This is a genomic window from Streptomyces sp. 796.1, from assembly GCF_047525675.1.
Lineage (GTDB): Bacteria > Actinomycetota > Actinomycetes > Streptomycetales > Streptomycetaceae > Streptomyces.
Map to the genome: position 1 here is coordinate 76,921 of NZ_JBLIWA010000106.1, position 13,232 is coordinate 90,152.

General features: G+C 70.9%; 7 protein-coding genes and 1 riboswitch. Of the genes, 3 read left to right on the plus strand and 4 right to left on the minus strand.

Translation table 11 applies throughout. The features are described from left to right. Position 1: 1 nt before the first annotated feature. The 4 genes from ACMA1D_RS32100 to ACMA1D_RS32115 are packed head-to-tail and all read right to left on the minus strand — an operon-like array spanning position 2 to position 9,436. Positions 2-1,555 (minus strand): long-chain-fatty-acid--CoA ligase, encoded by a 1,554-nt coding sequence (locus ACMA1D_RS32100; RefSeq protein WP_414727494.1) that lies wholly within the window; start codon positions 1,553-1,555, stop codon positions 2-4. Beyond that, positions 1,552-7,920, minus strand: coding sequence for a type I polyketide synthase (locus ACMA1D_RS32105; protein ID WP_414727495.1), 6,369 nt, complete (start codon positions 7,918-7,920; stop codon positions 1,552-1,554). The genes ACMA1D_RS32100 and ACMA1D_RS32105 overlap by 4 nt, the downstream gene beginning before the upstream one ends. 36 nt (positions 7,921-7,956) lie before the next feature. After that, positions 7,957-8,520, minus strand: coding sequence for an FcoT family thioesterase (locus tag ACMA1D_RS32110; protein ID WP_414727496.1), 564 nt, complete (start codon positions 8,518-8,520; stop codon positions 7,957-7,959). A 10-nt stretch (positions 8,521-8,530) separates the two neighbouring features. Next, a complete protein-coding gene (locus ACMA1D_RS32115; RefSeq protein WP_414727497.1) occupies positions 8,531-9,436 on the minus strand; it encodes a TauD/TfdA dioxygenase family protein in 906 nt (301 codons plus the stop codon). 612 nt (positions 9,437-10,048) lie between these two features. On the opposite strand from ACMA1D_RS32115, the gene ACMA1D_RS32120 reads away from it, so the two are divergent. The 3 genes from ACMA1D_RS32120 (at position 10,049) to ACMA1D_RS32130 (ending at position 13,062) form a co-directional block, all read left to right on the plus strand. Then, the gene (locus ACMA1D_RS32120; protein ID WP_414727498.1) at positions 10,049-11,080 is read left to right on the plus strand and encodes an SAM-dependent methyltransferase; all 1,032 of its coding nucleotides are present in this window, start codon (positions 10,049-10,051) and stop codon (positions 11,078-11,080) included. Between the two features lie 458 nt (positions 11,081-11,538). Then, positions 11,539-11,690: riboswitch (cyclic di-AMP (ydaO/yuaA leader) on the plus strand. Positions 11,691-11,694: 4 nt separating this feature from the next. After that, positions 11,695-12,168: a C40 family peptidase gene (locus ACMA1D_RS32125; RefSeq protein ID WP_414727499.1), complete on the plus strand. Its 474-nt coding sequence runs from the start codon at positions 11,695-11,697 to the stop codon at positions 12,166-12,168. A gap of 294 nt (positions 12,169-12,462) precedes the next feature. Beyond that, complete coding sequence (locus ACMA1D_RS32130) at positions 12,463-13,062, plus strand: hypothetical protein (protein WP_414727500.1); 600 nt, start codon at positions 12,463-12,465, stop codon at positions 13,060-13,062. Positions 13,063-13,232: the final 170 nt, after the last annotated feature.

The following is a 13,232-nucleotide window of genomic DNA, read 5'->3' on the forward strand; positions in this document are numbered from 1 at the left end:
CCTACGCCCGGGCGCGCAGCGCGCGCCGGAGGATCTTGCCACCCGCGTTGCGCGGCAACGCGTCCACGAACTCGTAGCTGGTGGGCATCTTGTAGTCGGCCAGTCGGCCCTTGAGGAACAGCAGCAGGGCGCGCGGGCTCGGCCGCTCGCCGGGCCGCGCCACCACGCAGGCGTGCACCGCCTCGCCGCGGACCTGGTGCGGCACGCCGGTCACGGCCACCTCGGCGACCGCGGGGTGCCGGCTGAGGGCGTTCTCGACCTCGGCCGGGTAGACGTTCTCGCCCGCGACCAGGATCACGTCCTTGATGCGGTCGCAGACGTGTACGTAGCCGTCGGCGTCCACGTAACCCGCGTCCCCGGTGTACAGCCATCCGTCGCTCAGGGTCCGCCGGGTCTCCTCCGGGCGCTGCCAGTACTCCGTCATCACCGCGGGGGTGTCGATGCGCAGCTCGCCGATCTCGCCGGGCGGCAGGACCGCGCCGCCCGCGTCGACGGCCTGCACCGCGACCCCGGGGTAGGGCCGGCCGGCGGCGCCGAGCCTGGGGCTGCCCGGGTAGTGGTCGGCCGGCGGCAGGCAGACGGCCGATGCACAGGTCTCGGTGAGCCCGTAGATCTGCGCGAACTCGCAGCCCATGACCTCGATGCAGCGTTCCAGGACGGATTCGGGGATGGGCGAGCCGCCGTAGACGATCTTGCGCAGCCCGGCGAAGTCGGCCGGTCCCGCGTCGGGCTCGGACAGCAGGATCTGGAGCATGGAGGGTACGAGCAGCGCGGTGGTCAGCCCGCCGTCGCGGATCAGTTCCAGGGTCAGCTTGGCGTCGAAGGTGCGGGCCAGCACGTTGGTGCAGCCGGCCCGGTAGCCGTGCAGGAACCACCAGGGGCCGCCGATGTGGTGGCCGGGCAGCAGGCTGAGGCTGCGGTCCTCCTCGCGCCAGTCGAGCCAGTCGAGTTCGTGCCGGGCCAGCAGGTCGTTGATCGCCCAGAAGCTGGCCTGGCTGAGGACGACGCCCTTGGGCGCGCCCGTGGTGCCGCTGGTGTACATCTGGGCCAGCGGGTGGCGGGGGCCGGCCCCGCCGGTCGGCTCGGTCTGCGGGTGGTCGGCCGTCCAGGCCAGGAAGCCCGGGCCGTGTTCGCCCGGTTCCAGCGGCACGACCAGCCGCAGCCGGTCGAGGCCGGGCCGCAGGCCCTCGATGGCCGGCAGGTGCTGTTCCTCGGTGAAGAGGAGTTCGGCCTGTGCGTCACGCAGGACGTGCTCGACCTCCCCCGGGGTCAGCCGCGGGTCGGCCGGGACCAGCACGGCCCCGATCTTGGCGCAGGCCAGCAGCAGGTCGTAGAGGTGCTCGCCGTCGTGCCCGAGGTGTGCGACCCGGGTGCCCGGCACCGCGCCGGCCGCCAGCAGCGCGTGCGCCGTACGGTTGCTGCGCAGGTGCAGTTCGCGGTAGGTGACCGTACGGCCGTCGCAGGCGATGGCGATGTGGTCGGGCCTGACCTCGGCGTGGTGGGCGGAGGCGGCGGCGATGGTCTTCGGGCGTCCGGCCGGGGGGCGGTGGCTCATGCCCGGTCTCCTTCCGCTGCGGTGGTGAGCTGGCCGTCGATGAACTCGCCCAGCAGCGAGACCGAGGGGTGGTCGAAGACGCTGGAGGCGGAGAGCGGCAGCCTGAAGCACAGTTCCAGGGCGTTCTTCAGCTCGACGGCGGCCAGTGAGTCGAGCCCGACCTCGAAGAACCGGGCGTCCGGCGGCACGTCGTCGGCACCGTCGAAGTGCAGCAGGTCGGCGATGACGCCGCGGACGACGAGGGAGACCCCCTGTCGCCGCTCCGACTTGGACAGTTGCAGGAGCGCGTCGAGGTCCACGCTGACGGCCGTGTTCTGCTTGGCGCGGCCCACCTGGTGGTAGAGCGCGCTGGGCAGCGGCCGGGTGGCCACGCACTGGTCCCAGTCGACCTCGGCGATGGTGACCTGGGCCGGCGGCCGGTCAAGGAGGCGGATCAGCGCGCGCATTCCGGTGGTCGGCTTGAAGAACCCGAAGCCCTGGTGCTCGACGTTGGCGATGTGCTGTTCGTCCATGGTGGCGGCGAGCCCGATCTCGCCCCAGGCGCCCCAGTTGACGCTCATGCCCGGCGCTCCGGCCGCGCGCCGGCGCCACATCAGGGTGTCCAGGTAGGCGTTGCCCGCGGCGTAGTTGGCCTGGCCCCGCGAGCCGAGTACGGAGGTCAGGGACGAGTAGCCGATCAGGAAGCGCAGTTCGGGGTGGTCGGCGGCGAGTTGGTGCAGCAGGTAGCTGCCGTACACCTTGGCGCCGAAGACGGTGTCGATGCTCTCCCAGGTCTGCGCGGTGACCGGGGCGTCGGCGAGGACTCCGGCCGCGTGGATGATCCCACCGAGCGGGTAGGGCCGGGCACCGAGGTCCGCGCTGATCCGCGCCATGTCCTCGGCGTCGCTCACGTCCGCGACGTAACTGATGATCTCCACGTCGGGTCCGAGCAGTTCGGCCAGTGCCGCGCGCTCGGCGTCGCCCGGGGTGCGGCGGCCCATCAGGGCGATGTGCCGGGCGCCGAGGCCGACCAACTTCTCCGCGGCGAGTCGGCCGAGCGAGCCGAGCCCCCCGGTCACCAGGTAGGTCCGGTCGGGGCCGATCTCGGCCGGGGGTGCGGGGGGCAGGTGCTCGTCGTCGAAGGCGAGTACCGCCTTGCCGCTGAGCGCCCCGCGGCTGACCGCGCCGAGCGCTTCGTCGATCTCGTCGAGGGTGTAGACGGTGGTGGCCAGCGGGGTGAACTCGCCGCGCTCCAGCAGGCCGCCGAGGGTGCCCAGGGCGTCCCCGGCCAGTTCCGCGGTGCGCTCGGTGCTGACGTCGGTGAAGTCGGTGTAGGTGATGTCGGTCCTGGCCCGGGCGACCTCGTCCGGGGTCAGCAGGCCGACCTTGCCGAGTTCCACGAAGTGGCCGCCGGGGGCCAGGGTCCGCAGTCCGGCCCGGGCGAAGTCCTGGTCCAGGCTGTTGACCAGAAGGTCCACGCCCTCGCCCGCGGTGGCCCGCAGGACCTCGTCGGCGAAGTCGTGGCTGCGCGAGTTCATCAGGTGGCGTACGCCCTGGGCGCGCAGCAGCGGCCACTTGTGCGGGCTTGCGGTGGCGTAGACCTCGGCCCCGGCGCGTTGGGCGAGGCGTACGGCGGCCTGGCCCACGCCACCGGCGGCGGCGTGGATGAGGACCCGGTCGCCCGGCTTGACGCAGGCCAGCCGGTGCAGCACGTGGTGGGCGACGAGGAAGGCGGTGGGCTGTGCCGCGGCCTGGGCGAAGGTGAGGTCGGCCGGCTTGCGGACGGCCTGTGCCGAGGCGACGGTGACCTGGCGGCGGAGGCTGCCGAGGTGGGCCACCAGCACCGGGTCGCCGATCGCGAAGGAGGCGGTGGGCCCGGCCGCGACGACCTCGCCCGCGCACTCGTGGCCGAGCGGGACCTCCAGCGGTCCGCGACCGCTCTCCTCGGCGAAGACCCGGTGCAGGCCGAGGACGTTGAAGACGTCCCGCATGGAGAGGCCGGCGGCCCGTACCCGTACCCGGATCTGGTCGCCGACGGGCTCGGGCTCCTCCTGGAGCGGTGCCGTGACGACGCCGGTGAACTGGCCGTACTCCTTGATGACCAGTTCGACGTCGGTGGCGGTCGGGCCGCCGACGCCGTGGTAAATGCGGCGTACGTGCCGCAGCCCGCCGCGGTAGGCCACCTGGTACTCGGTGGAGTCCTTGGTGGCCCACTCGTCGAGCAGTGCGGGGTAGGCCCCCGCGGTGCCGCGCGGCGGCAGGTCGATGAGGGTGACGCGCTGGGCCGGGTACTCGGTCCACATCACGTGGCCGAAGCCCCAGAGCGTGGCGGCGGCCCAGGTCGGTGCCTGCTCTGCTGGTTCGGGCGCGTCGCCCGGCACCCACTGGCCGCCCTCGGTGATCAGCCACAGCCGCTGGTCGCGGCCGAAGCCGACCGCCTCCAGGGCGTCCCGCAGGGTGAGCAGGTCCCGGTAGTTGCGCTCGCACTCAGCCCGCAGCGGTTCGTCGGTCCCCCGGCGCGGCTGCCAGAACCAGCACACGTCGGTGGGGCGCCGGTCCTTGAGGGCGGCGGCGGCGTCGGCGGCGCTCGGTACGGCGGTGAGGACGGTCTGCCGGTCGGCGGCCGGCCCCGCCAGCTCGGTCAGGCCCTGCTCGTCGGCGCCGATGAGGAGTACGTGCCGTGGCTGGGGGTCGGCCGCGCGCAGCGATCGTTTGACCCAGCGGAGCTCGGAGTACATCCGGTCGCGGTCGGGGGCCGCGCCCGCCACCTGGCGCAGGGTGAGCCGCTCCATGACGAAGACGGGCCGGTCGCCTTCGAGCACGATGAGGTCGAGTACGGGCCCGGGGGCCTCGGCCGGCTCGGCCGGCGTGCCGCCCTCGTCGGTGGGGGTGGCGGCGGGCTCCGGCGGGATGAGGCGCAGCACGCTGCGCAGGGTGCTCCCGCGGGGCTTCTTCAGCAGCCGGCAGCTCGCGATCCCGACGGGCATGGCCACCACGTCGCTGTCGCCGCGCAGTGCGGTGATGGTCTGGAAGGCGCAGTCGAGGATGGCCGGCGGCAGGTGCTCGGGGCTGGCGCCGTGCTGGCCGCGGAGTTCGCCGATCGCGAGGTTGGGGCCGTGGGCGTCGGCGTGTACGAGCCCCTGGAAGAGGGGCCCGTAGTCGACGCCGAGTTCGGCGAAGTCGGCGTACAGGTCGTCGGCGGTGAAGCGGGCCCGTGGTTCGCCGCTTTCGGTGGCCAGGGTGCGCAGGGTCGCGGCGGTCGCGTCGAGTTCGGGGCGGTCTGCGGTGCCGAGGGTGGCGGTGACGTGCCGGCGCTCGATGCCGTCGGCGCCCGGCTCCTCGCCTGGGAGCAGGCTGACGATCTCGGCCTCGGCGGTGCCGTCGGGGCGCTGGCGCCAGCGGGTGCGCAGTTCGACGCTGCCCTCGTCGGCGATGAACAGGGCCTCGTGCAGGCTGACTCCGGTGATCGGCAGGTTGCTTTCGCCGTAGACGGCGTCCTGGAGTGCGATCAGCATTTCGACGTAGCCGGCGCCGGGGAAGACGATCTTGCCCATGACCTTGTGGTCGGCGAGGTAGGCGGGCCGGTCCGCGCTCACCCGGGAGGTGAACTCCCGCTCTCCGGCGTCCAGTTGGCTGCTCGTCGTGGTTTCCCTGCCGAGCAGCGGGTGGCCGCCGGTGCCGGCGCTCTGGGGCGCGGCGGCGGGGGCCGGCAGCCAGTGCCGGCGGCGGTCGAAGGCGTAGGTGGGCAGGGAGATCCGACGGCGTTCGCGCCCGCGGTGGTACGCGCTCCAGGCGACGGGCGCGCCGGCGGTGTAGAGCTGGGCGAGTGCCTGGCGGGTGACGGTGGCGTCGGCGTCCTCGGCGTGCAGGCTGTTGAGCCAGGTGTGGCCGGCGGCGGCGTCCAGGCACTGCTTGCCCATGCCGATCAGTTCGGTGGCGGGTCCGCATTCGAGGAAGAGGTGTCGGCCCCGTTCGGCGATGGCGTGCATCCCGTCGGCGAACCTGACGCCCTCGCGCAGGTGGCGGGCCCAGTAGTCGGGCGTGGAGATCTCGGCCGGGTCGGCCACGCTGCCGGTGAGGTTGGAGATCAGGGTGAACTCGGGCTCGTGGAATTCCAGCCCGGCCACGACGTCGCGCAGTTCGCGGGCGGCCTCGGCCATCAGCGGGGAGTGCGAGGCACAGGAGACGGCGAGCCGCCGGTTCTTGATGCCGCGCTCGGTGAGCTGCTGCTCGACGGTGGCCAGCGACTCCTTGCCGCCGGAGAGTACGAGCTGTCGGGTGCCGTTGATGGCGGCGACGGAGAGGTCGTCGTGACCGTCGACCAGCTCGGACACCTCGGCGACCGACGCTTCGACGGCGGCCATGGCCCCGGGTGGTGAGGCCGCCATCAGCCGGGCCCTGGCGGCCATCAGGGTGACCGCGTCCTCCAGCGTGAACAGCCCGGCGACGGTGGCGGCGACGATCTCGCCGATGCTGTGTCCGGCCAGTACGGAGGGGCGCACGCCCCAGGAGAGCCAGAGCCTGGCCACCGCGTACTCCAGCGCGAAGAGCGCGGGCTGCATGTAGGCGATCTGGTGGATCAGGTCGGCGTCCTCGCTCTCGCCCAGCAGCATGTCGCGGATGGAGCGGCCGAGGTGCGGGGTGAACAGCCGGTCGCAGGCGTCCAACTCGGTGCGGAAGGTGGCGAACCGTTCGTACAGCGGGCGTCCCATGCCCACGTACTGGGCGCCGCCGCCGGAGAACAGGAAGGCCACCTGCGCGGTGCCGGCGCTGGCCTGCCCGGCCTTGGCCAGCCCGCGGTCGAGCAGCCGGGCGACGTCGTCGTGGTCGCGGACGAAGCCGGCGATCCGCAGCGGGAAGTGGGCGCGGGCCACGTTGCTGGTGTAGCAGAGGTCGCCGACGTCGAGGTCGGGCTGGTTGCGCAGCAGCCGCTGGTAGCGCTGGATCTGGCCGGTCAGGGCGGGGGCCGACTTGGCGGAGAGGGTGAGCAGGTGGCCGGCGCCCTCCTCGGTGGGGGCCTCGACCGGCTCGGGCGCGGGTGCCTCTTCGAGGACGACGGAGGCGATGGTGCCGGTCAGCCCGAAGGAGTTGACCAGCGCCCGCTTGGTCGGCGCGGTCCAGGGGCGGGCCTCGGTGGCCACCGCGACGGGGGCGGTGTCCCAGGGGATGCGGCTTGAGGGCTGGGTGAAGTTCAGGTGCGGGAAGATGGTGGACTCACGCATCTGGAGCGCAGTCTTCACCAGCCCTCCGATGCCGGCCGCCGACTCCATGTGGCCGATGTTGGTCTTCAACGAGCCGACGACGACCGGCTGTTCGGGGCTGTGCGAGGCGCTGAAGACGGAGCTGATGGCGCCGATCTCGATGGGGTCGCCGAGCGGGGTGCCGGTGCCGTGCGCCTCGATGTACGAGATGTCGTGCGGGCGCATTCCGGCGGCGTCCAGCGCCCTGCGCATCAGCCCTTCCTGGGCGATGCCGTTGGGCACCATCAGGGAGCTGCTCTCGCCGTCGGAGCCGACGGCCGAGCCGCGGACCAGGGCGTAGATGCGGTCGCCTGCGCGCTGCGCGTCCGAGAGCCGCTTGAGGACCAGCGCGCCGCCGCCCTCGCTGCGGCAGTAGCCGTTGGCTGCCTCGTCGAAGGTCTTGCAGCGGCCGTCGGGGGCGAGCATGTTCGACTGGCTGGCGAGGATGTAGGGGCGCGGGTTGACGATGGCGTTGACGCCGACGCACAGCGCGACGTCGGATTCGCCCTCGCGCAGGCCCTGGGCGGCGAGGTGCACGGCGACCAGCGATGCGGAGCAGGCGGTGTCGATGGTCATGCAGGGGCCGCGCCAGCCGAGGAAGTACGACAGGCGTCCGGAGACGGCGCTGAGCGCGGCGCCGGTGGGCATGTAGCTGTTGAGTTCCTCGTTCGCGTAGCCCCCCATCTCGCCCGCGTAGTCGGTGTTGCTGACGGCGACGTACACGCCGCCCCTGCCGTGGCGCAGCGGGCTGGGGTCGATGCCCGCGTCCTCCAGCGCCTCCCAGCCGGTCTCCAGCGCGAGCCGCTGCTGGGGGTCGATGTAGTCGGCTTCCTTCGGCGAGATGTTGTAGAACTTCGCGTCGAACTGGTCGATGCGGTCGAGGAAACCGCCGCGTTCGCACCGGATGACGCCCTTGGCCGCCGGGTCATCGGAGGTCAGCCCCTCCGGGTCCCAGCGGTCGGTGGGCAGTTCGCGCAGTCCGGACCGGCCGGTGCGCAGGAATTCGGCGAATTCGTCCGGCGCGTTGCTCCCGCCGGGAATGCGCAGTCCGATGCCGACGATGGCGATGGGGTCGGGCCCGGTGTGGGAGGTCTCGGGACCGGCTGGTGCTGCGTGGTCCCGTGCGTCGGTGGCGTTATCTGACATGGCTCCTGCTCTTGTTGCAAAGTCCGTACGGGACACTCACGCGGCCTCGGTCCTGGTGGTGCGCACTGCGAGGCGCACTCCGCCGTGGCAGGTCGGTACGTCGCCGTCGCCGTACCGGCACAAGGTGCTGACCAGGACGATCGATCCGCCGTCGGCTTCGCGCTCGTCGACGCCCACGACGTCGATCTCGCCCCAGAACCCGCGCCCGCGCATGGCGCGCCGAAAGGTGCTGCGGAAATCCACGATGAGAATGTCGGGAAGCTGTCGAGCCCAGTACTCGTCCAGGGTCCAGGCGTCGAACGGCCACATGGCACGCTCTTTCACGGACTTCGCCAGCAGGTAGTAGACGAGTTGGTTGAAGCACAGGTTGAATTCGACCGCGTTGAAGTGTCCGGTGTCGTCGATGTAGCACGACTCGGGAATGGTGAATTCGCCCCGCGCGCTGACGCGCCCACCGTCCCTCGGCTCGCCCTGGCGCGTCACCGTGGCGGCCTTCAGATAGCGGCAGTGCGGTTTGTAGGGGGTCAGGACCCGGTTGAGGAGCGGCTCGTCACAGCCGTACTGGGTGGATCGTGCGGTGCTGGTGTTGATGAGGTCCACTGGTTGTCTCTCAGCGGCCTTCTGCCGACTGCCGGGCGCCGATTCCGGCGTAGAACTCGTGGTCGTCGTGGACCGTGATCCGGTGCGAGACGGTCGGCTCGGGCTTGACGGTGTGCCGGGCGCAGTGCACGAGGCTGCGGTTGTCCCAGACCAGCAGGTCGCCCTTGTCGAAGGTCTGGAGGTGGATGTTCTCGTGCTGGAAAGTGGGATCGGCCTGGCCGACCGCGGCAAGCACGTCGCGCAACAGGGAATCGGGCAGCGGCGACCCGTCGGCGGCCTGCAATTCGTAGGTGAACGCCTCGCTGATGTAGAGCAGCGGCTCGCCGGTGACCGGGTGCGGGAAGACGGTGGGGTGGGTGACGGCCGGGGTGTGGTCCTCGATCTCGGCGAGTACGTCGGTGATGGGCCGGTAGACGTCGTCGGGGCGGATCTTGAAGTACCGCCGGACGCTGTTGCGGCTGCTGGATCCCGCGAGGGCGTCCTTCATGGCCTGTGGCAGTTTCCGGTACGCCTTGCCCATGTCGATGAAGTAGGTGCCGCGGTTCTCCTTCGGCACCACCTGCGGATAGATCAGGGTGAGCCCGAACGGGCGCGCCATGAACGAGTAGTCGTGGTGCCAGAACTTTCCCGTTTGTGGCACGCCGACTTGTTGTCCCGCCTCCTTCACATTCGAGGAGACGAAGATTTCCTTGTGCTCGGGGTGGTGGTACATCGGCTGGTAGTAGGTCTCCACCTCGCCCATGCGGTGGCCGAAGGAAACGAACTCGGCGGCGGAGAGGTGCTGCCCTTTGAGGACCACGATCTTGTGTTCGTAGACCTTCTTCTTGAGTTCGGCGATGTCCTCGTCCGGGGCGTTCAGCACATCGATTTCGACATCGACACCCAGCGCGGTGTCCGTTTGTGGTGCGGTGGTCATAATCTCCCCCAGTGGGCCGTGCCTGATTGGTTAAGAGAAATCACTGACGGTCCCACCGTTCAGTAACCGGCTTAGGTCGGCCTTCAAGCCCGCTGAAACGGAGGGGTTGCCTCCCCGACGGGCGTTCGACGGACGGTCCCCCGAACGGGTAAGCCCGCCTTGGCCCGTATGGGCGGTGCCAACCACCGGGTGGCCCAACCCGACCGGACCATTCATCACCCGTACGAGTGGACCGCCGTTTCGGGCGCGTGGCGCCCTGCCACCGTCACGGGCAGGAGATTCCCGAGGAATCCAGTGCGCCGGAGCGCATCGGAGTGCGCATACGGGGCACGGCTCGACGGACGCCATCGGTGAATCTCCTGATACACCTGTCGGGCGCGTCGCTTCGGCGTACGACGTGTGGGCCCCGGGCGTGTTGGGCAGTCAGCCCCCAGCGCCCGCCCACCGTCACGTTCCGCGTGCGCCGTTCTTTCCCCTCCCGCGCGTTCCCGCTTGCCCCGCGCCGTGTCGCTGGGCGTCAGGTCGCGGGTCGAGGCCCGCCGGTCAGCCGTCGCATCGAGCCGCTGCCGCGCGCGCCGCCCTGCTCCCCCGTACACAGATGAGGACACCCCTGTGAAGATCAAGACGTTCGCCAAGCTGGTGCGCAGCCGTCAGCTCCCGCTCGCGGTGCGCATGCCGAAGGACCTCTCCGCCCCCGTCTACCGGGCCTCCTTCCTGGCCGCGGCGGCCACCAGCGGGGTGCTGCGGCACCTCGCACAGCAGCCGCTGGACGCCCCCGCGCTCGCCGATGAGCTCGGCCTGCACGAGGAGGAGAAGCTGCTCGGCTCCTGGCTCGACATGGGGGTGCGGGTGGGGGACCTCGGTCAGCGCGGTGGGCGGTACCGGCTGCGCAGCCGGCTCGCCAAGGGGCTGGCCCGGCCCGATTCGGACGCGTACGCGGCGCTGCTCGAACAGCTCATGCGCTTCCACGCCCCGCTGCTGCTGGACGCGCCGAACATGCTGCGCGAAGGCCGGCGGGTGTCGATCGCCGATCAGGACGGCGCGCTCATCGCCCGCTCGTCCCGGGTTCTGGAACCCGCCGTGCAGGGGGTGGTGGAGCAGCACGTGGACCGCACCGCGCCGGTGCGCCTCCTTGAGGTGGGGTGCGGCAGCGGTACGTACGTGCGGCACGCCACCTCGCTCAACGACCGGCTGACGGCCGTGGCGATCGACCTCCAGAGCGAGGTGGTCGAGCAGGCCCGGGTGAACCTGGACAAGTGGGGACTTGCCGACCGGGTGGAGATCGCCCGGGGAGACCTGCGGACCTACTCCACGGACCAGAAGTTCGACCTGGTCACGCTGCACAACAACATCTACTACTTCCCGCAGGGCGAACGGATCAAGGTGCTGGAGCGGGCGCGCTCCTTCCTGATGCCCGGGGGCAAGCTGCTCCTGACGACGAGTTGCCAGGGCGGCGGTCCCGGCCTTGAGATGCTCAACCTGTGGTGCGCGTACGCCGACTTCACCGGGCCGCTGCCGCACCCCGAGACGCTCGTCGGCCAGTTCCGGGAGGCCGGCTTCAGCCAGGTGCGGTCGCGGCGGCTGGTGCCGGGTGAGGAGTTCCGGGCCTTCACCGGTGTGAACCCGTTCGACGCCGAGGACTGACCGGCCCGCCCGGACACTCCGGGAGCCGGCACTGAAATCCGTATTGCCGGAACCATCCCGCCTTGGCATGATCCGTGGCGCATCGCAGCGTCGGGCGTCCTACGGGGCGTCCGATCCGCCGACGCGCGGCCAGGAGCGCGGCGTGACGTCTCATCACCATCCACACTCCGGACCCGGCCGTGACGGGGGCCGGGTGGCCCAGTCGTCGTCCGCACCCCGGACCCCCCTCGTCCGATTTTGCATTTCCGCAGGTCAGGACGGGTGATACGGACTCGTACGGGGGACGTTTCGCGGTGCGGTTCGCCATCACCGACGAAGGTGAAGAACTTCACATACAGCCCTTTCGACTGCGAATTCGGGCCGTGGATGGCGCAGTATCCCTATCCGACACCACCAAGCCCCCGTCACCACGGCGGGGCGGTCCGGGCGGACGCCGAGTCCTGCCGCCGCACGGACCAAGGAGTAGATCGCAGATCGGCAGGAACGGGAGACCCAAGCACGACGGACCACGAAGTCGGTGGTCCTTGGGGTGAAGCCACGCAGGTGGCCGGGCAACTTCGCCAGTCCGAACCCGACAGGTCATCTTTCGCAGGCGGATGACGAAGGGCTTCTGTATGTCCGCGCAGGCTCGTATACCCGCGCTCGCTTCCCGCCTCGGCACCGCGTCAGCCCTCACCGCGACGGTGCTGGCGGGGTCGGCCTTCCTTCCCGCGATGACCGCCGACGCCGAGGCGGCGACCGCCTCCCACAAGGCGCTCAAGGTCGCGGCAGGCAAGAAGGGCGCACCCTACAAGTACGGGGCAGCCGGTCCGCACCGGTTCGACTGCTCCGGGCTCACGCTCTACTCGTTCAAGAAGGCGGGCAAGAAGCTGCCGCGCACGGCAGCCGCCCAGTACAACAAGACCCGTCACCTGTCCGCAGGTTCCCGCAAGGCGGGGGACCTGGTCTTCTTCCACTCCGGCCGGAACGTCTACCACGTGGGCATCTACGCCGGGAACAACAAGATCTGGCACGCTCCGAAGCCCGGCAAGTCGGTGCGGCTGGAGAAGATCTGGACCAAGAAGGTCTGGTACGGCCGGGTCCGCTAGGCGCCCTCGCACCACCGCCCGGGTGGACGGGGGTCGTCGTGGCCACCGCCCGCCCGGGCGTGCGAGCAGTACGCGAGGGGTATGCCCGGATGACGTGCACTGCCCGCCCGGCCGCCGGGCGCGTGCAAGCGGTACGGGCGCCGGCCGCCTCGCGGCGCGCTCCGCCCACGCGCTCACTGAGCCGGGTGATTGTCCCCCTGGGTTCGTCACCCGCAGGAGGCACCCGGCGTTGTCCTCACGTGCCGACCGAATCACGGTCAGCCTGATCCATGAGGACTAGTCATGATGCGAGGAATGACCGGTGTCGCCGTCGTTGCCGTGGCACTGGCGGGTGCGATGACGCCGGCCCAGGCACGTGAGGCGACTCTGCCGATCAAGAACGGCAAGGCCGAGTTCTGCTTGACCAAGCCCGCCGCCAAGCGGCTGGCCGAGGCGAAGATCAAGCTGGTCGCGACGGGGAAGGCACGGCTGACCGGCAAGCAGCGCCAGTGCGTGTCGCTCCCGCTGACCGAGGGCACCCGGGACTACGCCAAGTTGCAGGGTGGCCTGAGCTTCCGTGACCGGGATGACCGCCTCGACCTGAGCAAGGTCCACAACTACGTGGACAAGACCCCGCGGACCGTGGTCCACGCGTCGGTCAACCGGGCCAAGGCCCGGCAGGCGCAGTTCTTGACCTACACCATCAAGCGGGACAACGCCCAGGTCACGCAGAAGCAGATCAAGGCCGTTGACGTGCGGACCGCGCTGACCGGCGAGGGCGAGAAGCTGTTCAAGAAGACGTTCGGCAAGTCGCCGCTGCGCGAGGGTGAGCAACTGTTCAACCTGAACGCGGTGGCGGACCTGCCGAAGGGCGCGCCCGACGCGCTGGCCGCGCTGCTCAGCTCGCTGGGCTGACCCTGCTGACGCCGGGCTGACCGCACTGGTGCGCTCGGGGCCAGCAGTCGCCCCGCCCGCTCGGTGAGGCCGCCACCGGCCGTTTGCTCCACAGGTGCCGTCGACACGCGCTCTGCGTGTCGACGGCACCTGTGCGTGGTGGGCCCGAAGTGGCGGGGGGGGGGGGGGGG